This window comes from Nonlabens ulvanivorans (assembly GCF_000732625.1).
GTDB lineage: Bacteria > Bacteroidota > Bacteroidia > Flavobacteriales > Flavobacteriaceae > Nonlabens > Nonlabens ulvanivorans.
The window spans coordinates 484,745-510,849 of the sequence record NZ_JPJI01000026.1 but is presented as its reverse complement, the minus strand read 5'-3'; the positions used below and the strand labels follow the sequence as shown (position 1 = coordinate 510,849).

23 protein-coding genes and 1 pseudogene are annotated in these 26,105 nt (G+C 34.3%); 12 read left to right on the top strand and 12 right to left on the bottom strand.

From position 1 onward, the window contains the following. Positions 1-31 precede the first annotated feature (31 nt). Positions 32-1,723, bottom strand: a complete 1,692-nt coding sequence (gene lysS / locus IL45_RS06165) for a lysine--tRNA ligase (protein WP_036581559.1) — start codon at positions 1,721-1,723, stop codon at positions 32-34. A gap of 160 nt (positions 1,724-1,883) precedes the next feature. Here lysS and IL45_RS14920 point away from each other — a divergent pair, with 160 nt between their 5' ends. The 6 genes and pseudogenes from IL45_RS14920 (at position 1,884) to IL45_RS06140 (ending at position 5,740) form a co-directional block, all read left to right on the top strand. Then, the gene (locus tag IL45_RS14920) at positions 1,884-2,042 is read left to right on the top strand and encodes a YqaE/Pmp3 family membrane protein (protein ID WP_081866550.1); all 159 of its coding nucleotides are present in this window, start codon (positions 1,884-1,886) and stop codon (positions 2,040-2,042) included. 43 nt (positions 2,043-2,085) lie between these two features. Further along, positions 2,086-2,814 carry a hypothetical protein gene (locus tag IL45_RS06160; protein ID WP_036581556.1) on the top strand — a complete coding sequence of 243 codons (729 nt, stop codon included), beginning with the start codon at positions 2,086-2,088 and terminating at the stop codon, positions 2,812-2,814. 54 nt (positions 2,815-2,868) lie between these two features. Then, positions 2,869-3,314: pseudogene (locus tag IL45_RS15275) on the top strand (lipoyl protein ligase domain-containing protein); the annotation flags it as partial. A 115-nt stretch (positions 3,315-3,429) separates the two neighbouring features. After that, positions 3,430-3,813, top strand: coding sequence for a hypothetical protein (locus IL45_RS06150; RefSeq protein ID WP_036581553.1), 384 nt, complete (start codon positions 3,430-3,432; stop codon positions 3,811-3,813). A gap of 68 nt (positions 3,814-3,881) precedes the next feature. Next, positions 3,882-4,577 (top strand): lipoyl(octanoyl) transferase LipB, encoded by a 696-nt coding sequence (gene lipB, locus IL45_RS06145; RefSeq protein WP_036581551.1) that lies wholly within the window; start codon positions 3,882-3,884, stop codon positions 4,575-4,577. A gap of 83 nt (positions 4,578-4,660) precedes the next feature. Next, the gene (locus IL45_RS06140) at positions 4,661-5,740 is read left to right on the top strand and encodes a DNA topoisomerase IB (protein WP_036581548.1); all 1,080 of its coding nucleotides are present in this window, start codon (positions 4,661-4,663) and stop codon (positions 5,738-5,740) included. An 8-nt stretch (positions 5,741-5,748) separates the two neighbouring features. Here IL45_RS06140 and IL45_RS06135 read toward each other — a convergent pair whose 3' ends face one another. Both IL45_RS06135 and IL45_RS06130 read right to left on the bottom strand, forming a co-directional pair. Further along, positions 5,749-8,178, bottom strand: a complete 2,430-nt coding sequence (locus tag IL45_RS06135; protein WP_036581547.1) for a hypothetical protein — start codon at positions 8,176-8,178, stop codon at positions 5,749-5,751. A gap of 62 nt (positions 8,179-8,240) precedes the next feature. Next, on the bottom strand, positions 8,241-8,840 hold the full coding sequence (locus IL45_RS06130) for a ribonuclease HII (RefSeq protein WP_036581546.1): 600 nt from the start codon (positions 8,838-8,840) through the stop codon (positions 8,241-8,243). A 222-nt stretch (positions 8,841-9,062) separates the two neighbouring features. On the opposite strand from IL45_RS06130, the gene IL45_RS06125 reads away from it, so the two are divergent. From IL45_RS06125 to IL45_RS06105, 5 genes are all read left to right on the top strand, one after another. Further along, positions 9,063-11,033 (top strand): putative porin, encoded by a 1,971-nt coding sequence (locus IL45_RS06125; protein WP_235183324.1) that lies wholly within the window; start codon positions 9,063-9,065, stop codon positions 11,031-11,033. Positions 11,034-11,212: 179 nt separating this feature from the next. Continuing rightward, positions 11,213-12,199, top strand: coding sequence for an NHL repeat-containing protein (locus tag IL45_RS06120; RefSeq protein ID WP_036581542.1), 987 nt, complete (start codon positions 11,213-11,215; stop codon positions 12,197-12,199). Positions 12,200-12,354: 155 nt separating this feature from the next. Beyond that, on the top strand, positions 12,355-12,591 hold the full coding sequence (locus IL45_RS06115) for a hypothetical protein (RefSeq protein ID WP_036581541.1): 237 nt from the start codon (positions 12,355-12,357) through the stop codon (positions 12,589-12,591). Positions 12,592-12,631: 40 nt separating this feature from the next. Continuing rightward, positions 12,632-15,109, top strand: coding sequence for a TonB-dependent receptor (locus IL45_RS06110; RefSeq protein ID WP_036581539.1), 2,478 nt, complete (start codon positions 12,632-12,634; stop codon positions 15,107-15,109). 80 nt (positions 15,110-15,189) lie between these two features. After that, positions 15,190-15,747: a hypothetical protein gene (locus IL45_RS06105; RefSeq protein WP_036582103.1), complete on the top strand. Its 558-nt coding sequence runs from the start codon at positions 15,190-15,192 to the stop codon at positions 15,745-15,747. Positions 15,748-15,821: 74 nt separating this feature from the next. On the opposite strand, the gene IL45_RS15255 is transcribed toward IL45_RS06105, so the two are convergent. The 6 genes from IL45_RS15255 to IL45_RS06085 form a co-directional block, all read right to left on the bottom strand. Then, entirely contained in the window at positions 15,822-15,962 is a 141-nt protein-coding gene (locus IL45_RS15255) for a hypothetical protein (protein ID WP_170062957.1), read from the bottom strand. A 28-nt stretch (positions 15,963-15,990) separates the two neighbouring features. After that, positions 15,991-16,158, bottom strand: a complete 168-nt coding sequence (locus IL45_RS14995) for a lmo0937 family membrane protein (RefSeq protein WP_036581536.1) — start codon at positions 16,156-16,158, stop codon at positions 15,991-15,993. A gap of 88 nt (positions 16,159-16,246) precedes the next feature. Continuing rightward, positions 16,247-17,788, bottom strand: coding sequence for a cryptochrome/photolyase family protein (locus tag IL45_RS06095; protein ID WP_036581534.1), 1,542 nt, complete (start codon positions 17,786-17,788; stop codon positions 16,247-16,249). 68 nt (positions 17,789-17,856) lie between these two features. Then, on the bottom strand, positions 17,857-19,185 hold the full coding sequence (locus IL45_RS06090; RefSeq protein ID WP_036581532.1) for a DASH family cryptochrome: 1,329 nt from the start codon (positions 19,183-19,185) through the stop codon (positions 17,857-17,859). Between the two features lie 13 nt (positions 19,186-19,198). Beyond that, positions 19,199-19,330, bottom strand: coding sequence for a DUF2256 domain-containing protein (locus IL45_RS14915; RefSeq protein WP_081866560.1), 132 nt, complete (start codon positions 19,328-19,330; stop codon positions 19,199-19,201). Further along, positions 19,323-19,976 carry a flavin reductase family protein gene (locus tag IL45_RS06085; RefSeq protein ID WP_036581529.1) on the bottom strand — a complete coding sequence of 218 codons (654 nt, stop codon included), beginning with the start codon at positions 19,974-19,976 and terminating at the stop codon, positions 19,323-19,325. The genes IL45_RS14915 and IL45_RS06085 overlap by 8 nt, the downstream gene beginning before the upstream one ends. Before the next feature lie 82 nt (positions 19,977-20,058). On the opposite strand from IL45_RS06085, the gene IL45_RS06080 reads away from it, so the two are divergent. Then, positions 20,059-20,856, top strand: coding sequence for a class I SAM-dependent methyltransferase (locus tag IL45_RS06080; RefSeq protein WP_036581526.1), 798 nt, complete (start codon positions 20,059-20,061; stop codon positions 20,854-20,856). A 202-nt stretch (positions 20,857-21,058) separates the two neighbouring features. Here the strand turns inward: IL45_RS06080 and IL45_RS06075 are convergent, their stop codons facing one another. The 3 genes from IL45_RS06075 to IL45_RS06065 all read right to left on the bottom strand — a co-directional run bounded on the left by IL45_RS06075 (position 21,059) and on the right by IL45_RS06065 (position 26,040). Further along, the gene (locus tag IL45_RS06075; RefSeq protein ID WP_036581523.1) at positions 21,059-23,488 is read right to left on the bottom strand and encodes a TonB-dependent receptor domain-containing protein; all 2,430 of its coding nucleotides are present in this window, start codon (positions 23,486-23,488) and stop codon (positions 21,059-21,061) included. Beyond that, a complete protein-coding gene (locus tag IL45_RS06070; RefSeq protein WP_036581521.1) occupies positions 23,469-24,851 on the bottom strand; it encodes an HTTM domain-containing protein in 1,383 nt (460 codons plus the stop codon). The genes IL45_RS06075 and IL45_RS06070 overlap by 20 nt, the downstream gene beginning before the upstream one ends. A 67-nt stretch (positions 24,852-24,918) precedes the next feature. Further along, positions 24,919-26,040 (bottom strand): imelysin family protein, encoded by a 1,122-nt coding sequence (locus IL45_RS06065; protein ID WP_036581519.1) that lies wholly within the window; start codon positions 26,038-26,040, stop codon positions 24,919-24,921. Positions 26,041-26,105: the final 65 nt, after the last annotated feature.

The following is a 26,105-nucleotide window of genomic DNA, read 5'->3' as shown; positions in this document are numbered from 1 at the left end:
TTTTATATTTTTAAAAACGACTGATTACGTATTAAATAGTCTTGATAATTAAAGATTCATCAGTCTTTTCAACTTTAGTGATCTTTTTTGCGTTCAATCCTTTTACGGCTTTGTCCCATTTTTTATTACTTAAACCAACTTGTCCTTTAAGTTCATTTAAATCCATTTCTGTTTGTTTTTTAAGAATATCAAAAACGGTTTTTTCATCTTCAGTAAGGTCTAGTGCTTTCTTCTCAGGTTTCATTTGAGGGAAGAATAATACTTCTTGTATTGATGGATTATTAGTTAAAAACATGATTAAACGATCCATTCCTATTCCTAGTCCACTGGTAGGTGGCATACCGTATTCTAGTGCTCTTAAAAAGTCTTGGTCGATGAACATCGCCTCATCATCACCACGGTCTGCTAGTGCAACTTGAGCTTCAAAACGCTCACGTTGATCAATAGGGTCATTCAACTCAGAGTAAGCGTTTGCAATCTCTTTACCACACACCATAAGTTCAAAACGTTCTGTAAGTTCTGGGTTATCTCTATGCGCTTTACATAACGGTGACATCTCTTTAGGGTAATCTGTGATGAAGGTAGGTTGGATATAGTTTCCTTCACATTTCTCTCCAAAGATTTCATCGATAAGCTTTCCTTTACCCATTGTGGCATCTACGTCTATTCCTTCCGCTTTCGCGAAAGCGTATAACTCAGCCTCACTTTTTCCATCAATATCAAATCCTGTAAAATCAATGATCGATTGACGCATGGTGATTCTAGGATAAGGAGCTTTCCACTCTATTGTTTGATCTCCAAATTGACTATTTGTTTTTCCATTAACAGAAACAGCACAATGTTCTAAAAGACGCTCTGTAAAATCCATCATCCAGTTGTAGTCCTTATATGCTACATAGATCTCCATTGCGGTAAACTCTGGATTATGAGTACGATCCATACCTTCATTACGGAAGTTTTTACTGAACTCATACACACCATCAAAACCACCTACGATTAATCTTTTCAAATACAACTCATTTGCAATACGCATATAAAGCGGTATGTCTAATGAATTGTGATGTGTAATAAAAGGACGTGCAGCAGCTCCACCTGGGATAGGTTGTAGGATAGGAGTTTCTACTTCAAAGTACTCGCGCTCATTAAAGAAGTTGCGCATGGCGTTAAATAACTTTGTACGTTTTACAAAAACTTCTTTCACCTGTGGATTTACCACTAGGTCTGCATAACGCTGGCGATAACGCATTTCTGGATCTACAAATCCGTCATGTACTTTACCTTCTGCATCAACTTTAGGTAATGGTAATGGTTTTAATGCTTTAGTAAGAAGTGTGAATTTTTTAACCATGATGGTCATTTCGCCCACCTGTGTTTTAAATAATTCTCCTTCTATACCTATAATATCTCCTATATCTAGAAGCTTTTTATAAACATCATTATATTGTGATTTATCGTCGCCAGGACAGATTTCATCGCGATTAAAATAAACTTGAATGCGGCCTTCACTATCTTGAAGCTCTGCAAATGAGGCTGCTCCAGCGATACGTCTAGACATTAAACGTCCTGCAACGTTTACCTGTTTACCTTCTTTGAAATCTGCTTTTATGGATGTAGATGTGTTATCTACAGGATATAAAGCTGCTGGATAAGGATCAATTCCCATCTCACGCAATTTGCCTAGTTTCTCGCGGCGTATGATTTCTTGTTCAGAAAGTGGATTCATGTCTTAATTTATTAAGCTTGCAAAGATAACTTGCTTACATGGTGTAACAAAATTGTTTTTATAGAGTCCTATTTTTAGTTATGGGACATTTTGTTCCTTAAAGCATTTACTATTTAAGTATAGTTTTAATTTTTTTTCCAACTGATTACTGAATAAATATATGAGTTTCTGGCGTGTATTACTTGCAATTATTTTCCCTCCATTATCTGTGATAGGAAAAGGATGTGGTTCTATTTTAATTGTTTTTATACTGACCTGTCTAGGTTGGGTTCCTGGGGTGATTGCTGCACTGATTATACTTAATAAAGGTAACGATTAGTGAATTAGAGTTCTTTTATTACTTTTAATAAAATTACTTTTTGATGAAGATCTTCAATAAATTAAGATTTAATACTATTCGTGCACGTTCATTTAGAAAATACCTGCTATATGCTATTGGTGAAATAGTTCTTGTGGTTGCTGGAATTTTAATTGCATTATGGCTTAATAATAAAAATGCACAAGCAAAAATTGAGCAAGACAATCTCAAGCATGCTCAAACGGTCCTTACTTATATGGATCAGCATATTCAAGAATTAGACATGGTTATGGAGCAATATGAAGCTTTTGAGCCCATTATTTCAAAAATTATTTACACACCAACGGACGAACCCATTTCAAACTGTGAAAATTGTAATCAAATGCTTTTTGGGTTTTTGTATCCTGAAATAGATAATCGCGCTGCAGTCAGATCAGATATGATTAGATCAGATAATGACTCTTTATCATTGCTTTCTCAAAAAATAACGGCAGACTATAATGCTTATTCCAAAATATCTGATATTTATATAAAATCTGCTCAAAATGTTCTGCATGAAAATATGAATTATTTGAAAGATAATAATAGTTGGTTTACAGCATTTATATCTCAAGGAGAATGCAATGATGACTGTATGACTTACTTTAATGAAAGCTGTGATTATCGTAATAGAGTAACTTATTTTAATTTAATTGTGTTTGACGCTTATCAATTTGAATTATATCAATTTAGAGATCAATTGAAAGAACATAGAGAGCATCTACAAAATATAATCCATGAAATTGAACCTTAATGTATTCTGAGATGGCTCTTATAATTTAGACGTTATAAATTTTACCATTGCCATATGCATAAACAAGTGCAGTTTAAAGATTTTAGATCGCAAGGATTATAAAGATACTTAGGATCATCAAGTGCAACTTTTCAAAAATATAATTGATATAAAAATTAAGATTTGGAGAGAAGATGCAGGTCTAGAAACTGATAATCATTTACTATTTGTAGAGCATGATCATATATATATATATACATTAGGTAAAAGTGGTGATCTTGAAAACTTACTCGCTAACGAAAGTTTGCTTAAAAACATAGGCGCTACTTTTTATAAAATCAATTGTGGTGGTGATATTACCTATTCTTGGTCCTCGACAAATTCTTTGTTATCCTACACTAGTCCTCAAAAATTTCTTTACTGATATTCATAAATACTTGCGTTTTCTAGAAGAAATTTTTATTAAAATTCTTGCAGACTATGGTCTTAAAGAAAAGCGTAGCGATCGAGAAACAGGTGTGATTGCTGCGCTGATTATTTTAAATAAAAATAACTAGCTTTTTTAAGCAACCTATAAGTTAAACACGCATCTATAATACTGTAAAAGCATTACCTTTTATATAATCAACCAATTTTATGAAACGCCTTATTTTTTTATTTATCGCTGTAGTTACTATTGTTTCTTGTTCGATTGAAGAAGATTATAACACGTTTAATGTAACTAACAACTCTAGTGAAGAGATTTATATCGCCTTTGATTTTGATAATTCTGTAATTTCTTCGTTTGAAGATTCTAGTCTTGAATCTTCAAGAATAATCCAATCTATGAGCAGCAATCTGTTTTCTGTGGATGAAAGTGTCTTTTCCGGGAATAAAGAATTAACGCTTATTATTATCACTAAAGATGTCTATGATACAAATTCATGGCAAGATATTGTGAATGATAATCTATTTGATGAGCGATATGATTTAACCTTGAGTGAATTAAGAGAAATAAATAATGAGATTGTATATAATTAGATAGGTCTTATTGCTTTTTTAAGATACTAGTCTGATAGTTTTAAGACTGCAAGTTTTACCTTTGCCATATGAATAAACAAGTGCAGTTTAAAGATTTGGGTCGCAAGGATTATAAAGAAACTTGGGATCATCAAGAACAACTTTTCAAAGATATTATTGATGTAAAAATTAAGAATAGGAGAGAAGATGCAGGTCTAGAAACTGATAATCATTTACTATTTGTAGAGCATGATCACGTATATACATTAGGTAAAAGTGGTGATCTTGAAAATTTACTCGCTAACGAAAGTTTGCTTAAAAACATAGGCGCTACTTTTTATAAAATCAATCGTGGTGGTGATATTACCTACCATGGGCCAGGACAGATTGTAGGTTATCCTATACTAGACCTAGAAAACTTCTTTACAGATATTCATAAATACTTACGTTTCCTAGAAGAAATCTTTATTAAAATCCTTGCTGATTATGGTCTTAAAGGAGAGCGTAGCGATGGAGAAACAGGTGTGTGGCTAGATGTAGGAACACCATTTGCTCGCAAGATTTGTGCAATGGGCGTGCGTGCTAGTCGCTGGGTGACCATGCATGGATTTGCATTTAATGTAAATACTAACTTAGGCTACTTTGATCATATTATCCCATGTGGTATAGAAGACAAAGCAGTCACTTCACTTGCTGCAGAGTTAAAGCGACCAGTGAATGAAGATGAAGTAAAAGAGAAAATCAAACTTTATTTTTCAGAATTGTTTGAAGCAGAACTCGTTTAAAAACCTGAGTTTACTACGCTAATTGTTTCAGAATTAGCCTTTTTTTATGTTTTGAAAGTAGGTTTCTGTTCTATTTTTAAGTCATGACTTTATCACCAGATCAAATAAAAGAATGCCTTACTCAACCAGAAGCAGCGGCTCAACTAGCAGATCTAGTGTATATACATAACGATCATTTAAATATTTACCGCAAAAAGTATGGTAGAGGATTCACTTACTTAATTCATAATAAAGAGCGTCTAGTTGATAAAAAACAGCTTAAAAGAATTAAATCTTTGGTGATTCCACCGGCATGGAGTGAGGTTAGGATTAGTGAACTGCCTAATGGGCATTTACAAGTAGTAGGTCGCGATGATAAAGGTAGAAAAGTCTATTTATATCATGACATGTGGTCGCTATTACGCAATCAAACTAAGTTTTTTAAAATGTCTGCTTTTGCAAAGGTGTTGCCTAAGATAAGAAAGAGATTGGAAAATGATCTTGATCAAGATGGAATGCCACAATCTAAGTGTCTCGCCCTAGTTTTAAGCATCATGGATCAAACTTACATAAGAGTAGGTAATCAACACTATGCAGATAAGAATGATACTTATGGCTTATCAACCATGCGCACCAGACATGTTAAGGATACTGATCAAGGTGTACTGTTTTCATTTGTTGGGAAAAAAGGTGTGTCGCAAGAAACCAGTATCGAGGATTCAGATCTGGTAGATCATATCCATCAATGTGAGGAAATACCGGGATGGGAATTATTTCAATACTATGATAAGCATGGACAACATCAATCTATAGATAGTGGAATGATTAATGACTATATTCATGACGTTGCAGGTGATATTTTTAGTGCAAAAGATTTCAGAACTTGGGGCGCGACACGTGAGTTTTTTAAAAGTCTTATAGAATTAGATCTTTATGATGATGAAAAGGGCTGTGAGAAAAATATTCTTAAATCATTGGACGCAGCTGCAGATGCTCTAGGAAACACGAGAACGGTATGTAAAAAGTATTATGTGCATCCACAATTACCAGAATCTTATAGGAATGGTTCTTTTGAAAAGTATAGGGCTAGGTATCATGCTTCAAAAGATAGTGAGTACTTTGAATCAAGTGAGAAATGCGTTCAAGAAATTATAGCAGATTTTGAAATTGAGTTTGATGTCTAAATCACAATTTACCACTTATAAATAATAATGTCATCACCATCTAGAGTCGTTAGGAAATTACTCTTAGATCTTGCAATAGCAGTATTTTCTTTACCATATACTGGAAATGAGTTCAAAATTGCACCCTTTTTATCAAGTAAGTAAACTTGATTTTCACCAGAATCTATTAGGTGTATATACTCTTCTCTTAACAGCTTATCAACTTTTACATTGTTGTATGTGCCGTAAGGTAGCTCTGTCGACTTGCCATTAATTAATAACTTATTATTGTTTTGAATGATTTCAATACCATCTAGAGCGATATAATACTCGGTTGCAGAAACTGTTTTACCAGAATTTGTAATTTTACCAGTAACTGGATTTAGATAAATCAGTTGATTACCATCTAGCATCTTTATAAGGTTTTTTTGAAAACTCATCGTTCCAGTTAATGATACTTTTTCTTTAACCTTAGTTCTTACCTTACCTGTTCTGTTGAGTAGTGAGATGGTGTTGTCAGCTTTCGCGAAAGCGATGTAATCACGACTTCCTACTCTATAATGCTGTGGCTGGCTTATGATTTCATCTTGCTTCTTATACTTAAATCCTTTTACTACGTTACCATTAATATCATACATGGTAAGTGTTTTACCGTGTGTCACTAGAAAACGATAATTGCGATTATTATCATAGTCAAATACGCTGAGTGGTTGGGTGATGCCACCTTTAATTTGAATAGGATATTTATTGACATCTTTACCATTGCGGTCTAGATAGTAAACGGATTTACTGGTAGAAAAAGCAAGTTGTTTACGACCATTTTTATAACCGTCGACAGCATTTATTTTACCTATTATGATGGCGTCTAACTGCTTACTCCAGTGTTTTTTACCGGTATCTGTTAATAGATGTAATTTAAAATCTTCATCTTGGAAAGCGACATCATGTTTTCCTGTGAGGTGATTGGGAAATAAAAATGGACCTGCAATAATCTTGCGTGGTGATTTATAAGAACCAGTTTGAACGATTCCTGTATTCTGTATGCTAGCATCTATTTGAGGTATGCTGGTGTGGTAATGTGCATAGCCCTTTTCATGAACGTACTGACTGACCATGAAAGGGAAATCTTTACTTGATATTTTATTGATAATTTTAGAATCACCTTTATCTGTTACAGACTCTTGTATAATATTTAAGCTCGTAAAATACATGAGCGTGCTAGAATCGCTTATGTTGTTAGACAAATCTTCCCACCAAGCTTGCTGAGATAGTGCAGATTTATTTTGGTAACTGACGATAAATTCTTCTGGTGCAGTAGCTGTGGTCGATAGAATTAAGTAGTCTTCTATTACTGTTAAGAACTTATAGTTATTGACAGGCAGCAGTGGTTGCATACCTTGAGTTTTAACAGGTTCTCTTAATTCATAAATGGTGAAATTGCGATAATCAAATTTTGCACTGGTGGCGCTGTCCATATCCATGAACAAGGCTTCAAATGGTTTAAGTGAAAATACGAGTGCGTCTGTTTTAGGTAAAGCAACTTGTGCTAGTTCAGTACTGTTGTCCAGTATTAACTGAAGGGTTTTATTGAGTTTTGAGGTAGTGCCATTGTAATGATTGACCTGTCTGTGTAATTTATGTGCATCTTTATAGGTTACAATTACTGCTTGATCCACATTACTAGGAATGATGGCAGGAACCCTATTTTGTTGTGCTTTCAAATCATTAAAAATAGCATGGAACTGCTGTGAAGAATCTGCATAAGTGAAGATCCCATCAATATTAAATGCATGATCTGTTTTACGTGGTTCTAATTGAAACCAGTGGCCTCTAACTTTAGAAGTACGAGAGTTTTGTTTCAATAAAAAATGCTGTAACCAGTCCTTTTGAGAACCATGGATATATATACTCAAGTCTGATCCTGAAGTACGATCATAAATAGACGCAAATTGAGAATCAAAGATATAATCTTCTACATTGCGACGTATTAAACTTTCAATGACTAAACGTGAGGTACTCGCAATATGAAAGCCATTATGATTAAGATAATAATAAGGAATTTCATGTGTAGTATCTTTGGCATAAGTGATCTGGTCATAGGTATGAACAGACATGCTATCTGCTTTAATGATTTTGCTTTCTAAAATGTCTGTAATTAATGTAATGGCAATATCGTCCTTGCCTTCTGGACTAATTGCGATGATACTTTCCCCTTTTAAATCATAATCAAGTAAAAAAGCGCTCGCTGTTTTTAATTCCTGAATGCGTTCCAATTCTTTAACCTCTTCCATTAATGCGCTAGAGGAAAGAACATCGTTAAGGTTCTTTACATCATTAGTAGCAATAATTATTTTTGAATCTGTAGGGATGCGATTTAAAATCTGTTGATTAACGGTCACATTATCATTACAACCTATTAAAAAAAGACTGATAAAAAGGACGGCAATAAGGCCACGCATAGTTTAAGTATTTGCACAAAAATAGAAAGATAATTTACGATAACATCACAGTTTGCAATAAGTTATAATGTAGATTTTAATTCTTCAGGTAAAAGTTTAAAGGTCATTCTATGGTAAGGAGTAGTTCCAAATTCTCTAATTGCTTCTCGATGTTTTTTAGTAGGATATCCTTGATTTTGATTCCAACCATATTCGGGAAATTCTTTAGAAATCTTTTCCATATAATCATCACGATATGTTTTAGCAAGTATAGATGCTGCAGCAATATGTAAATATTTACCATCTCCTTTAATTACTGTAGTGGCATCAATATCAGCATATGGTTTAAATCGGTTTCCATCCACAGCAATATGTTCTGGTCTTGTTTGTAAACCGTCAATGGCTTGATGCATGGCTAGAATACTAGCATTAAGAATATTGATTTTATCAATAGTTTCCATCATAACATGGGATACATGATAAGCGATAGCATGCTCTTCGATTAGACCGCGTAGTTGATATCTACGCTTTCGCGAAAGCTTCTTACTGTCATTCAATAAATCACTTTTAAAATCTGGCGGTAATATTACAGCGGCAGCAGTTACAGGTCCACAAAGACAGCCTCGTCCAGCCTCGTCAGTACCGCATTCAACAATGTTAGGATGTATTTGATTTAAAAGCATATGCTAAAATATGAATTATAGTTATAATCTTTTTAGGAGTACTGTTATGATGGTGCTTTAAAACCGCATCATATGTTTAGTGACAAATTCTATGAATATGAAGTACTGTTAATTTTAAGCTTTAACAGATTGATACAATTACACGGGTTAATCGTTTTTCATAATACCACCACTTTAAAAGCGTTATAATGTTTACTTTTGATGCCTTGAGCAGCTATGCACATGAATAAGAATATTTTACTCTTTTTACTACTACCGCTTTGGGCTTGGGCTCAACTGCCTACCCAAACTACAACAAGTGGTCTCGGTAACAATCGCCCACAATTCGGTAATGAAAAAGATTTAACGGTTGAAGGTGAAAAACCGCCCATTACGGATTATTTAATCATATCGCAAGATCGGGATACGACCTTTGTAGACACAACTCTTACTATGGCCAAGGATTATAAATATAATTACTTGCGTCGTGATGATTTTGAATTAATGCCTTTTCATAACATTGGTAGACCTTATAATAGTTTAGGAAGAAACTTTGATTTTGATTTACTGTCACCACGTATGGGTGCACGGGCAAGACATTTTAATTATATCGAGATTGACGATGTTTTAGATTACCACGTCCCGACACCGTTAACTGAATTATACTTCAAAACCGTTGTAAATCAAGGTCAACAACTAGATGCCCTTTTTACAACAAATGTGTCGCCAGGATTGAACTTCTCGCTATCATATAAGGGTTTAAGAAGTGCAGGTAATTATGTAAATACATTGACTAGCACAGGTAACTTTAAGTTTACTACAAATTATGTGTCAAAAAATCAACGTTATAGATTAAGGCTGCATACTGTTTTTCAAGATAACTCAAATCAAGAAAACGGTGGTCTAGATCCCGAATCATTAGAAGGTTTTGTGACAGGTAATGAAGATTTACAAGATCGCGGTAGGTTAGAACCTAATTTAACAGACGCTACTAGTTTTTTAGAAGGAAAACGTTATTACCTCAATCATGATTATGAGATTATAGGAGATAAAGACTCTACATCATACTATAGTGCACGCATTTATAATACTGCGTTTTATGAAGATAAACTTTATCGTTTTGAAAAGAGCACCGCTAGTAATAGCTTTTTAGGTGATTCTTATGTGAGTAGCAGTTTAGGAGATCAGACTGATCTGGAGCAAGGCGCTATTGAAGCAGGAATAACTTATGATCATTATATACTAGGTTATTTTAAAGCTGGTATTGTTAGGCAAGAGTATAATTATGGTTACAATAGAACATTAGATTTAGGCTCTGGTAACTTTATTACAAACCGACTGAAAGGTGAACTGTATCAGTTTAAAGGCGCCTTTGAAAAGCGTATTGGTAAATTTGATATAAATGTGGCTACTGGAATTAATGTTGCAGGTGATCTGGATGGTCAGTACCTCAATGGAAGTGCTAGTTATAAATTTAAAGATGTTGAGGTCAATGCAGGAATAGCAATTAGTTCTAGAGCGCCAGATTTTAATTATCAATTATTTCAGAGTGACTATGTCAATTATAACTGGCAAAATAGTTTTAGTAATATTGAAAAACAACAACTATCATTTAATGTTCAGTCAGAAAAATATCTTGATTTAGATATAAGCTTCACTACTTTACAAGACTATGTGTATTTTGAAGAAAATCAAGTGCTTGATACAGATAATGAGGTGACTGGTTATAATGCTAGTCCAGTTCAGGCTTTAGATGATATTACTTATTTAAAAATAAAAGCACATAAGGATATTAGGTTTTTCAGGCATTTTGGAATTGATAACACCGTCATGTTTCAAAGTGTTTCACAAGGATCAGATATTATTAATGTTCCAGAATTTACAACTAGAAACTCGCTGTATTATAAAGATCGTCTTTTTAAAAATGCTCTTCTATTACAAACAGGTATTACGTTGAAATACTTTAGCAGCTATTATATGGACTCTTATGATCCTGTATTAGGTGAATTTACTGTACAGACAGACCAAGAATTGGGAGCATTTCCTATGGTAGATGTTTTTGTAAATGCTAAGGTAAGACAGACTCGAATCTTTTTTAAACTTGAACATCTTAATCAGCTATTTGCTAGTGGTGACGATTACTTCAGTGCACCACGTACACCATATCGAGATTTTACTGTTCGTTTTGGTGTCGTTTGGAATTTCTTCTTATAAAATCACCTTCCTCAGGTTCTAAATGTTTTCTTAAACACTGTTAATTTTTGAATTTTACTTGGGCTATGAATGCAGTAAATTCGTTTAAAGTGTTAAAACCTATCTAAAACCGACAATTAGATAAAACCATAAGAACTGTTCTAGCGTACATATTATAACTAACAATAAATAGTACAACTATGAAAAAGCAAATTATTGCCATCGCAGTATTAAGTTTAACCATTTTCTCATGTTCAAATGATGATGATAATGGAGGCAACAACACAAAAAGAGCTGAACTTTATGCAACAAGTACAGCAAACGGAGATATTACCGTTTATGATTTTGCTAGTGGTGCAAGCCCTACTACAAGTACACTGACAACTGCATCTACTTCAAATGAAGGTATACAATACAGTGCATCTCAAGACGAGCTTTATGTAGCTTCCAGAAGTTCTTTTAATTTAAATGCATATTCTAATATTGAGGCTCAACTTATAGGGACTACATCTGCAATTGTAGGTGTGAATGGATCAATCGATTTCACAAGTCCTAGAGCTCTAGCGGTAAATGGAAATTCAGTAGTAGTAGCAGATAATGGAAACAATCAGCTATTTGTATACAACAGAACTTCTAGTGGTTTATCATTAGCAAATACCTTTGATATTTCATTTCCAGTTTGGGGTGTTGAATTTGTAGGTAATGATCTTTATGTAGTAGTAGATACCACAGGTGATCTTGCTGTATTTAATAATTTTCTTAGCAACTCTACAGATGGAGCGCTTGCAGCATCTAAAAGAATTACAATAGAAGGAATAGTTAGAACACATGGTATCGCTTACGATGCGTCAGATGATTTATTAATCATGACTGATATAGGTGATGCAGGAAGTGACTCAGATGGTGGTTATCATCTTATACAAAATGCAAGTTCACAAATTTCTGGTGTTACTAATGGTGGTACACTAGCAGTAGCTTCTCAAACTAGAATTGCAGGATCTAATACTTTATTAGGTAATCCAGTAGATGTAACATATGATACAGATGCAAATGTGGTTTATATCGCAGAGATTGCTAACGGTGGCGGTAGAATCTTAGGTTTTCCAGTAACAGCATCTGGTGATGCGACACCTAGTGTAAATAATATGTTGACTTCTGCAAGTTCTGTCGACTTTTATAATGAATAGTTAATTGGGAAACACCAATATTATTTAAAAGCTGCTATTTCAATAGCAGCTTTTTTTATGCCTTTATTTAGAATTAATTAAGAATTAGTAGTCTATATTTGGAGTTGATGAAATCTAGATTATTCATATCGCGTCTTTTGCTAACCATTTTTGTAATGGTTCAGCTATCGGTATTGCATGAATTGCAGCACGATGATGCATCGCACAATTGCGATATTTGTATGATTTCTCATGATTTTCAATCAGAATCATTTCAATTAGCAACAACAACGACTGTTTCTACAGTTACTCAAATACCTGTTGTTCAAAGAAAAATAGATGTTTATTTCGCTTTCGCGAAAGCGTCTTACACACCTTCACATCTTTCCATTAGGCCACCGCCAGCTGTTTAATCTTATTATTACTCTTACGATTAACAGTTAAATTATTACAATGAAATTACAAACATTGTGGTTGTTTGTGATGCTTATTTCAGCATCATGGGCAACAGCACAAGACTGTACCTATATATTAGAAGGTACCGTTAAAGATTATCACGACAATAGTTCTCTTGAACTAGCTACTATTTATGTTGAGAGCTTACAAAAAACAGTAAGTACTGATGTAAATGGCTATTTCATTTTAAAGGGATTATGTACTGGTACTTATAATTTATCAATAGCTCATATCGATTGTGAGCCTAAGAAAATTACAGTTGACCTGACAGGCTCGCAAAAAATTGAAATATTGCTAGAACATCATGTCGAGGACCTGCAGACCATTCAAGTTATTGCAGATGTACATGATGATCACTCAAATACACAAGCAACAACACGCATTAAGAAAGAGATATTGCAAAACTTTAGTGGAGCAACTTTAGGCGATGCTCTAACTAGTGTTGCTGGAGTCAGTTCATTAAAAACAGGTAATAGTGTCGTTAAGCCTGTGGTGCATGGTCTTTACGGAAGTAGAGTGGCAATTGTGCATGATGGAATCCGTCAACAAGATCAAGAATGGGGAATCGAGCACGCGCCTAATATAGACGTTAATACGGCAAATAGTATACAAGTTATTAAAGGAGCAAGTGCTTTAAGATATGGTGGTGATGCGATAGGTGGAACAATAGTTATAGAACCAGCAAGAATTATTTCAAAAGATACCTTATCAGGATCTATCATTAGTCAATTACAAACAAATGGACGAGGTGGCTCTATTACAGGATCCATCAATAATTATCGTAAATCTGGCTGGTATCAACAAGCTACTTTGACATATAAACGGTTAGGCGATTATGATGCGCCAGATTATGTTCTAAGTAATACGGGTAGTGAGACAGCAGCATTTAATTTGGGATTGGGATTTAAGACATTTGAATATGGAGCAGATTTAAAATATTCTTATTACGAATCGTCTTTAGGAATTTTAAGAGCTTCACATATAGGTAATGCTGCCGATTTAGTGCGCAGTATAAACTCTGGTGTACCTACAGTTATTAATGATTTTACCTATGATATAGATGTGCCTAGACAAGAGGTAGCACATCACAGTTTAAGACTTAGTTCTTTTAAAAGGTTTGCAGGTTTAGGAAAGCTAGAAGCAGATTATTCTTTGCAGTTCAATAACCGAAAGGAATATGATATACGGCGAGGAAGTAATGCTGGTAGAGCATCGCTAGATATGGATTTGATGACACATATCGCCGCAATAAACATGTTGTTTGACTCAAATAAAACTACCACTATTAATGTAGGTCTTGATGGTATGTATCAAGTTAATACTCCAGATGCTAATACTGGTGTGCGACGCTTAATTCCAGATTATGATGCTACTAAAGTTGGAGCTTACATTAGTATTAATCATCAACTTAAGGATAATTGGATTATTGATGCTGGTTTGAGACTCGATTCCTATAAAATTGATGCTGATAAATTTTATTTTCAAACTCGCTGGGAAAGTTTGGGCTATGATGAGCAATTTCCACAATTTGAAAGAAGGACAGAAGGAAATCAGCTGCTTACAAATCCTATTTTAGACTACGGTCTGTATGCATTTACAGTTGGGACTAAATATTTCTTTAATGACCATTATGATATCGCGGTTAATTTAAGTTCGGCAAATCGTGCGCCTAATCCTAGTGAGTTATTTAGTGATGGATTGCATCATGCGCTAGCAACGATTGAACTAGGAAGATTGGACTTGGCGAAAGAACAGTCTTATAAACTTAATACTACATTTCATTTCAATCACAAAAATCTAGATCTAGAACTAAATCCTTACTTGAACTTAGTAAATGATTTTATTCAATTAGTACCTACATCTATTGAGACAACAACACGAGGAGCATTTCCAGTTTATCAGTATGAACAGTTGGATGCACGTTTATTAGGAATAGATGTAAGTGCTAGCTACGATGTGTTTGCTAAAAAAGAAGCTGATGTGACCGAAGAAGGTGGACTAAACAGTAATCAACAAAGGCTTTTAAATTTTAACTCGCAATTTTCATATATACATGGGACAGATGTGGATGCAAATGAGGCACTTATAGATATGCCGCCAGCGCAGTTTAGTAACACAATAACTTGGTTTAATGCTATAAATATTGGATTAGACTTTCATTTGACTAATCAAACCACTCTTGAACAAACACGTTTTCCAGATAATGATTATGAGGTGAATGTTCCGTTAGAAACAGGTGGTTTTGAAATGCGTGAAGTTAACATTTCTCAACCACCATCAGCCTATAGTTTATGGAATGCAGGCGTGAGTTATAGTTTTTTCTCAAAGAAAAATCCCAAGGTTAAAAGGTCCTTATTAAAGTTAAGTGTGTTTAACATATTTAATACTAATTATCGCAACTATCTCAATAGACAACGATTTTATGCCGATGATATAGGTCGTGATATTCAGCTTCAATTCATCTATAATATTTAATAATAAACCATAATAACAATTAATTAAACAAGTAAATTAAGTAAACAATGAAAACAATTAACACAATCAACCCAAGTACAATGAGATCAAATGCAATTAAAGTGCTAGGATTACTAGCAGCAACAGCAGTATTTACATCATGTGATAACGACGATGATATTAGCGCTGAAAATGAAGAAGAAGTGATAACCACTGTAGAATACACATTAACTAGTACTACAGATGCTACTAACGTAGTGGTATTTACATCTGTAGACGCAGATGGTGAAGGACCATTAGCTCCAGTAGAAACAGTAACAGGAACTTTAATGGCTAGCACTGTTTATGACGGAAGTATAAAATTCTTAAATGAATTAGAATCACCTGCAGAAGATATTACTGTGGAAGTAGCAGAAGAAGCTGATGAACACGAAGTTTTTTACATCGATTCTATAACAGATCTTACTGTCGCAAAAGTTGACACAGATGCAAATGGTAATTCACTAGGATTAGATACTACTTTCACAACCGGAGCAGCTGGCACAGGAACTTTAACAATCGTCTTAAGACACGAGCCTTTAAAGCCTAACGATGGTACATTATTAAATGCCGGTGGGGAAACTGATGTGCAAGTTGAATTTGATTTAGTTGTTCAATAAGAACCTTTGAATATAGCCTTAAGAAAAAAGCCATTCTGTAAAGAATGGCTTTTTGTTTATGATATACAGTACAACTAGTCTACTGCATCTTCTACGTCATCTGCAACGCTTTCAACTGCGTCTTCAACTTTATCTCCAGTGCTTTCTTCACGACAACTAGATATTGATATGGTAAATAAAGCAACTGCTACTAATACGATTGATTTTTTAATCATGATTCTGTTTTTTTTAGTTAGTGATTAATTATAGTGGTTTCTTACCTGATATAATATTGTAAAGAATTACGATTACCGCGATTACTAGTAAAACGTGAATAAGGTTACCCATTCCCATTCCACCACCTATGCCGGCTAATCCTAAAACCCAAATGATTATACAAATTACTGCTACAAGCCATAAAATACTTCTCATAATTTAAATGTTTAATTGGTTACAAGACTAATTTATAACTAATCTTCTATGAATTTATTAATATAATCAGAATTCACATTAAATTATGTTAATAATTGTAAGGATTTTTAATAACGTTATTTGCTCTTGATTTATGCGCTTCTAATTTCTCAGTATCCATTTTTTTCAACAAATTCATCATCATGGCCATGCGGTGATTTCCTTTAAAGTATTCCTTTTTTTCATCTAGGAAATTCCAGTACAAAGAATTGAATGGACAGGCATTATCCTCAGCATTCTTCTTAGATACTTTGTAATGACATCCTTTACAGTAGTTGCTCATTTTATTAATATAACTACCACTAGAAACATAAGGTTTAGTAGCGACTATTCCGCCATCGGCCCATTGAGACATGCCGCGTGTATTAGTAATTTCTACCCATTCTATAGCGTCTATATAGACACCTAGATACCATTCGTCTACATAACTAGGCTCAGTCATGGTGAGTAACGTATAGTTGCCGGTGACCATTAATCGTTGAATATGATGAGCATATGCATTATCTAGTGAGTTATTAATAGAGTGACTTAAACAGTTCATCTTAGTCTCTCCAGTCCAGTAAAAATCTGGTAGCTTATTATGATTTTCTAGTTGGTTTTGACTTTGATAGCTAGGCATTTCCTTCCAGTATATTCCTCGCATATACTCTCGCCATCCTAGTATTTGTCTTATAAAACCTTCTACTTGTGAAATGTCAATTTTTGGTTTCCCGCTTTCGCGAAAGCGAGACAAAACAGCATCTATGACTTCTCGTGGGCTTAATAGTTTGCAATTCATGGCAAAGCTTAACCTAGAGTGATATAAGTAGTGCTGATCAGTGTGCATCGCATCTTGATAAGTACCAAATTCTATTAAAAGATTCTCACAGAAATAATTTAATACATCAAGTCCATCTTGTCTCGTGGTAGGCCAGTTAAAGTTGTGTTCATCGATGCGTCCCATGGTTTTGACATCTGCTTTATGGAGCAGTTTTACTATAGCAGTAACGTCTTTTCTAAAACCGCGCTCATGTGGTATATCAGTTTCGCCTTTCCACTGGTTGCGATTGCTATGGTCATAATTCCATTTCCCACCTTCAGGTTCTAGATCTTCATCAACCATGATTTGATGCTTCTTGCGCATGTCTCGATAGAAGTACTCCATTGTCATACGCTTTTTACCTTCAAAAAATTTCTCAACGTCTTTTCTTTTAGTAAAAAAATGTTCGGTATCATAACCTTGCCATTCGATTTCTAGTGATTTACAAAATTCTTTGAGCTGTTGATCAAGTCTGTATTCATCTGGAGCTAAGTATTCAAACTTTTCAATCTTTTGTTCCTTGATGATTTGGTTGAGGTTCTCTACTAGATCTTGGTTATTCTTATCATCATCGAGATGGTAGTAAATACTGTTCCAGCCGCGATCATTAATCCATTCATTAAAACCACGCATCGCCATAAAAAAGGCAACTACCTTCTGTATATGATGTGTGACATAATCTGTTTCTTGACGCATTTCGGCCATGAAATAAATGATATTTTCTTGATCATCATCAAACCACGAGTGCTTGTGGTTAAGTTGATCGCCTAGTATGAGTCTTAATGTTTTCATTTTTTAAAATTTCAGATTGGGTCTGTAATGGTTTTTTACCTAAGGATTTGAACTATTATAAGTGAGATTTAAAACAATTCCTCTTGTAACCACATTCTTTGATATGTACCATCACTATCATACCTACTGGCTTGTAATTCTATATTAAAGGTTCTATTTCTAGGGTCATTACCTACACCGCTATTATACATCCAGTTGCCATAATTAGAATGCACGTCATAGTCGATTAAAATATGTTCAAAATATGCAGCGCCTATGCGCCAGTCTTGTTCTTTATGCATGGACCAGTAACTGGCAACGTTCTGTCTACCACGATTACTCATCCATCCAGTGGTAGCTAGTTCTTTCATGTTTGCATTTACAAAGCGTTCATGTGTTTCACCATTAATCCATTTTGATAATTCACGTTCACTGCTTTTCCACTCATATTCTTTTTGTAGGATACCACCTAATTTGAAGATGTCGTTCCCATTTTTTAGTGAAACATATTTAAAGAAGTCACGCCATATAAGCTCAAAAATTAGCCAATAGGTATCTTGATTTTTTTTCACTTCTTTTTCAAATCGTTGGACTTCCCAATAGATTTCTCGAGCGCTTATGCATCCTATGGACAACCATGTGCTTAACTTGCTACTGTAGTCTATACCTACTAAACCGTTTCTAGTTTTTTTATAATATTGAAGTTTGCCCGTATCCCAGAAATAATGGTTGAGTCTTTCCCATGCTGCAGTTGCGCCACCTTTCCATGGGAAAGCGCTACGATGGTCCTTTTCAAAACTTTCTAAGCCTAAATCTTCAAGTTGTGGAATAGTAGTCATCACAATGCTGGGCAATTCTTGCTGATAATCTTTTATATCAACTAGTGTTCTTACGTGAGATTCTTTCTCACATTTTTTACGGAATTGCGTAAAAACGGTTGGGATTTCTTGAAAGTTGGAGTAGGGAACGTCATCTGGATGATAAATGAACTGATCATAAGTCCGATGTCCTTTAGGTTTTACTTCTAGCAGCTTGAGTGCTTTACCCAATAGCTTTTCTTGCTCAACTTCATCGCGTGTCCATTCTTTTTGTAGATAGATATTTGTGATGTCGTATTCCTTAATGATGTCTGGAAATACATTTACTGGGGAATCATGATAGACTAATAAAGGAATGCCGTGTTTATCTAATTGTTTGCGTAAATCTTCTATAGCTTCTATAATAAATTGTGCTCTAAATTTTCCCGTTTTACCGAAAGGTAATTCTATATCGATATCAAGACCAAAATTACTATTCTGATAAAAAATAGGGTCAAAACAATATACACCTATTACTTTACCGTCATTATCGCATGCTTTTTTAAGGCTATGATTATCCGTTACTCTTAAATCATTCCTAAACCAGACGAGATTATTCATATATCAATTAATGCTATTTATTTGCGCTACACTTTTTACTACAATACTTTACAGTTTCCCAATTCTTTTCCCATTTCTTACGCCAGGTAAATTCTCTATTACACACCGGACATATTTTAGTAGGTAAGTTGTGTTGATTACGCATCATTGTCAATTGAAAGTTCTTCTAACTCTTTATCAACTTGCGCATAAGACAATCGCTTCTTTGTTTTGGCGATGGCATAACCGTCTAAACCGTTTATAGCAACGCTACCTGCTTTACTTATGTCTACCCATCCGTCTTTGTGTAAAATATCTGGTTTTATAAAAATGTCAGTAATTTTACAAATGACTAGAATACAGTTATTCTCCTTAATTGGATATTCGTTTACATATTCTGCCGCGACTTGTATGGTCGCTTCATTTACAAATGGTGCTTTGAAATTATCACGACGAAGTAATTCTATATCTAACTCATCAAATTCTGAAATATGTTCAGCATATTTTGCGCTTGATTGATGTGCTCTATCTACTAAGTTCATATTCACATGGTTTAATGTGATTTTACCAGTAGCTTTTAAGTTCTCATAGGTATGCCCGACTCCATGTCCTAGTGGTCGTTGTACAAAACTAAACATGGCTGGATTACTTCCTAAATGGGTGACACTACTAAACATGGCTACGTTGTCTATTTCATCTATGGAACGAGTGGCAAGTAAGTTTGCGCTCTTAAATCCGGTAACACTATTAATAAGGTTGCCGCGATAAAAACGGTCCATAGATTTTATAGCAATGGCATCAATATGCTTCATTTGTTTAATATTTTACCTCAAAGTTAAAACAAATTATTCATGAGCGTCATTTTCAAATGTTTAAACTTTGCTAAATTGCGATATGGATTTACGGGAAGCATTTGAAATAAATAAGAACACTTGGAATCAAAAAACAGCTATACATTTTGAAAGTGAGTTCTATGATAAGGACGCTTTCGCGAAAGCGAAAAATTCACTTAACTCCTACGAGTTAAACGCACTAGGCAATGTAAAAGACAAAAAGTTACTGCATTTACAATGTCATTTTGGTCAGGACTCCTTAAGTTGGGCACATAAAGGTGCTGTGGTAACTGGAGTAGATATAAGTGATGTGGCTATAAAACTAGCTCGTAAATTAAGTAAAGAGCTAGATATACCTGCACAATTTGTGTGCTGCAATGTGCTTGAAACCTCAGATTATATTAAAGAAAAGTTTGATATCATTTTTACTAGTTATGGTACGATAGGCTGGTTGCCAGATTTAAAGCCATGGGCACAGATGATCAGTGAGCGATTAAATGATAACGGTGTTTTTTATATTGTTGATTTTCATCCTATCGCATGGATGTATGATTATAATGTGACACCACCAGTTATGAAATACCACTATGCTAGAGAAGAAGCTATATATGATGAGTATGAAGGCACCTATGCAAATAATAAATCTAAAATGGTTAGTAAAGAGTATGGTTGGAACCACAGTCTTAGTGAAGTCGTACAGTCGCTTATTGATGCTGGTCTCTCTGTAAACTTACTGGCAGAGCATGATGGTAGCCCTTACGATGTGTTTCCTAATATGAAATTGAGGGATGATGGGTTGTATTATTTAGAAGGTGGATTATATCCGATGCTTTTTGAAATTAGTGCTGTAAAGGCATAAAAAAATGCCCTACTTATGAATTAGGGCATTTTAGGGGAAAGCATTTTGAATTAACTTTACAAAACGTTAGCAATTTAGTAAAATAGTTTTCTAGATACAATAGAATAAAATGAAAATATCCTAACTATTAGTAAGAATATTCTAATATATGTAATTTGGGATAGCAGGTATTAAGAATATAATAATATTAAAGATTGTTTTCTCAAATCTTAATCTCTAGAGTTATGTAATAATTACGATTAGGAGAGGTGATAATTCCAGGTCCTGGATAACCAGTTGCTCTTCTTGTAAAATAGGAGTTGTCTAGCACGTTATTAATTCCAGCTTCTAATTTAAACCTGCTGTATTTATATGAGGCCGAAAAGTCTAAAACATCATAAGCTGGTATAGCGCCTATTACACCACTAAGATTCCCATCAGTAGCGTTTGTAGCATCTGTGAATTGTTGCGATAGATATGAGTATTGGATACTAGACATGAAGTTTTTATATCCTAATTGAAAACCTGTTTTAAAATTTAATTCTGGTATAAACTCTACTTTATTTCCTTCAATACCGTTGGCATCAGAATTTGTGTATTCAGAACTTACTAAAGAAGTGTTGAAAAATAGATTGAATTTATAAGCTTGGTTTTTAATGAGTAGCTTTTGTAGATTAAGATCTACTAGACTTTCTAGTCCATAGATAACAGCGTCTCCTACATTACCTCGTTGACTTTTTACACGACCATCATCTGCAACGACTTGTGTAAAACCTATTCGGTCATTATAAAATAATGCAAATGCACTAGCGTCATAAGATATGAAATCGTTAAAATTACCACGAGCACCTATGTCTGCAGTAAAACCTTTCTCGTCGTCAATGTTGGGATCAATTTCAAAAGCAGGATTAATAGTACTTATGTCGGTAAATGTTACAGACCTATAATTTTGTGAAATATTACCGTATAATTCTATCGCATCATTTGCTTTATAACTAGTTCCTAAACCTAGTAAGGCAAAGGTTCTTTCATTAGATCTATTTTCATCAATTACTTCATTAAAAATAACATTACCAGCAGCGTCAGTTCTTATTTCTCTAGTAAAACCTTCACTTTCTGTTTTGATATATTCTAGTCTAAAACCAGGAGTAAATGAAATTTTATCGTTTACATAAAAGATGTTCTCACCGAATAGAGAGATATTTAAATTAGGATATACAAAGTCGTTTTGATTTGAGTAATTAGGATATTCATCAAATCGAAAGTCAAAGTCTGCATCGCTACCATCACTTCCAGGACCTTGAGTACTTGTGTTGTTTGCTTTATAAAACTTAGAACCGATTAAGAAAATATTTTTCTTTCCAGCAAGATTGTAGGTGCTTAAGAATCTCGCCTCGGCACCATAATTATTAAAATCTCCTTTTATTAAATCTCTTTCTGTACCAGGATCAATTTGATCGACACGATTAGTTCTAAAGCCTAGTGCATTACGCTGTGCTTGTAATCCAAAGGCGTTAAAAGTGAATTTTGTGTCTTCAGTAAAATCATGAGAGAAATTAAGATTGTATAAAAACCAATCTACTTCAAACCAGTTACGTTCTCGATTACTTTGAAAAGGATTCTCCTCAAATTGTCGATCATTAAGCCCACCAGCTTGTTGGGCTAGGTAGTTTAGGTAAGTGATTTCTCCTGTGACCTTAGTCTGATCATTAAATTGATATCCTACATGAGCATAAATATTCTTAGATTCAAATTGAGAATTAGGTCTAAAGCCATCACCTTTTTTATAATTAAAAAAAGTATAATAGCTCCATTTACCACTAGTACCACTTAGACTTGTGAAATTAGTGTACAATCCATTAGAACCTATAGTGTTTCTGGTAATAAGCTCTAGAGGTTTAGATTGATGAGGTTCTTTCATAACAAAATTCACTAAACCACCGAATTGAGTACCATATTGTAATGATGCTGCACCACGTATTACCTGAATACTCTGTAGACCTTCTGCCGGTGGAGCATAGTAACTTTCGGGATAACCCAACACATCTGCGCTTATATCATACCCATTTTGTCTAGTGTTAAAATTTGCAGTTCTATTAGGATCTAGTCCACGTCCACCGATGTTTAATTGCAATCCAGCATCATCATTTTGATAGATATTAAGACCAGCAACTTGATTAAAAATTTGACGCGCATTATTTGCAGCTAGATTTGCGGTAGAGTTTTCAATAAGAACCACTTCAGTTTTCTTACCGGCATAAATAGAAGTGCCTTCAACATCTTTTAAACGCTCTAGTTGAAATAGTTTTTCTTTGCGCACTGTTAATTCAATGGCTGTTAACTCTTCACCTAATTGTTGTAATTGTACATTTTTAATAAGATCATTGTTGATAGTAAGAGATTCTTCTAGAACAACATATTCATAACTGAACCATATTAGGGTTAATTCTTTTTGAGTAGTTTCAAATCGATATTTCCCATTTATATCTGTAATGGCTAGTTGTCCAGCATTTTTATCATAAATAGCAACGTTTTCAATGGCAGTACCAGTAATATTATCAGAAACGGTGCCTGATATTTGATATGACTGTGCATATGATATAGACCATGTCAATATCAATAGTATTAAAATACTATAATCCTTTAATTTCATCTTCTAATGGTAATAGCCAGTCTTTATGCTGGAATGAATCTTTAATTTGATATAAGTTTGCTTTGGGGTCTACTAGTCTGCGACTGGTTCTACCATTCAACGCGGCATAACAGTCTACATAAACTTTTACATCCTTATATCCTTGGGAGCTATAATGGTCTCCTAAAAAGTGTGCGTATTCTAAAATAAAGTCAGGTTGAAAGCTCATTTGCTTCTCTTGAAACGACGTTAGAAAATCATCATTTTGAACATAAAATGACTGTCCAGATCCGTCAACAATTTTAAACTGTGTGTTTCCCATTTTTTCCATCAACATCACGCGCCACGAGAATCTATAGCCTTCCTCTGTCCAGAACAATTCTCCAGGATACGCGAGATATCGCCATGGTAATACTAATTGAATTGTGAAAAATATCACTAGTACTGGTATTATAACTTTCTGATATGTAATTACAAATGGTTTGTTGTTGGTACGCTTTCGCGAAAGCGGACCTAATAAAGTGCTTAAAGGACTTAAAAATCTTCTTAAATAAGCAATAATTTTTTCATGTAGTGAACTGTCAAAAAACACCAATGCACTTACAATCATTATAAAAGGAAACATTCCTATCGGGAATAATACACGAGTTAATACATGGAATATAACCACAGCTATAAATGCCCAAAGCCGCGTTTTTTTATAAAGTAATAAAAAAGGAATGAGCAAATCATAGAGCATACCAGTCCAACTGAATGCATAATGTACCCATTCTTGTTGCATAAGGTTGCCTAGAAAAGGTAAATCATATTTAGAAGGCAACCATATTTTTAAAGGCATGGCTTTTAAAAGCCAGTCGCTATTAATTTTTGCTAATCCAGCATAGAAGTACACGATACTTAATAGCAATTTAATGCTGTCGATACTCCATTGCGGGATTATTGGTGTCTTTAAGGTGTGATCAGTTGCTTTAGGATGATCTATTGAGAAATGCCTATTTGCAGGTAAAAAGATCATTAAAAAACTAAGTAGGCTGATGAAGTAATAATGATTAAGATAGGTGGTTTTATCCATCAATTCTATATAAGTAAAGCTTAAGAAAAATAGAATAATGGACAACCTATACTTAAATCCTATGGCAATGAAAAATGCGGCTATACCGCATATAGTAAATAATAAATAAGTGAAGGACCCTAATGGTTTTACCCAATCAAATCCATAATAAGAGAAATGAAATTGAGGTGTTATATAAAGACTATTGATCCAACCATGTGCAGCAAATCTAATGATGCTATAAAGCATCATCAACCCAAAGCCAATGCGGAAAACCGCTAATGGCGCAGCAGATGCGCTTTTATCTAGATATGATTGTATCGTTTTATTCATAACCTAAAAAAAGGTTGCCTCATACTTTAATATGAGGACAACCTTTTTTAAAATTTATTGATATGGTTTAATCACCGTCAGCATCAACATAATCTACGCTTATATTAAGTGTTTGCAACATGTCTACTTTTAATAAAACAGTGACGCGCTGTAACTCATCATAAGTCATTAACATAGCTACATTATTATTGTTCACCTGATTATATAGATTGTTATCTAATTGATCAAGCTCAGTTCTAGCGGCTTCTATCTGACTGTTTATAGAGGCTGTAAGGTCAGAAGATCCACTATTATCCCTTAAAAGAGTTACATAACTTGCATAACTTATACCAATTGTTGAGTTATTATAAGCTTTACCGTTAAAAAAGTCTTGAACCGCTTGTAGAGCAGTTAGGGCAAGTTCTTTAGAGTAAACTTTACTGTATAATCCTTCCACTTTATCTGCAAGTGGTGTTGTAGAAAAAACTCCTGCAGGTATGCCTACTTTGTTAGCACGCAATCCCTTTTCATAATAAAAAATGAAGTCGTTCACTAGCATATTCACAGAGCTAGATGCTGTGTTTGCCGTACTGCTAACAAAAATATCTCTGTAAGAACTGGTCCAGTCTGTTAATACTGTAGTAGTTAGATTGTCCATCTGGTCTATCACATCGCTGAGGTAATTTTTGTAACCTAGCGCGTTACTGTCAGTGGTATAAAAGTCTATTATGGCACTGTCGTCATTACCTAGACCATATAGTAAGTAATCTAAAGCAGGGAAACCTACGGCATCATTATTATTAGGACTAGTAAGGTCATAAGATCCAGACGCGATATTGTTTTGGATATCTGTCGTATTAGTAGGATAGATGTTCATCTGGAAACCATATAAAATTTCTTCAGCCTTACCAATGTTAAACATCTCAACGTACTGCCATGTTTTATAAGCTGCTAACCAGTCAGTTCTTAGATTATCAAGATTTGTTTGATTAGGTGTTGTTATAAAAGTCTCTTTTGACGCTTTTAAAGCTGTTAAATCAGAATTCAAATCTTGTAATGCAGGAATGATGATGTTATCTGCTGCATTTTCTAAAAGAGCCTTTCTATCAAAGTTATCAGATGATCCGCTAGTAGAATCATCGTTAGATTCTGTACACGCGGTGATCAGTATGATAGAAAACAGTGCTAATGCTAATTGCTTGATTTTCATTATTAATTTTTTAAAAGTTTGCAAATGTACCGTTGTAGTCGAGAGTATGTCCTATTAACTACATT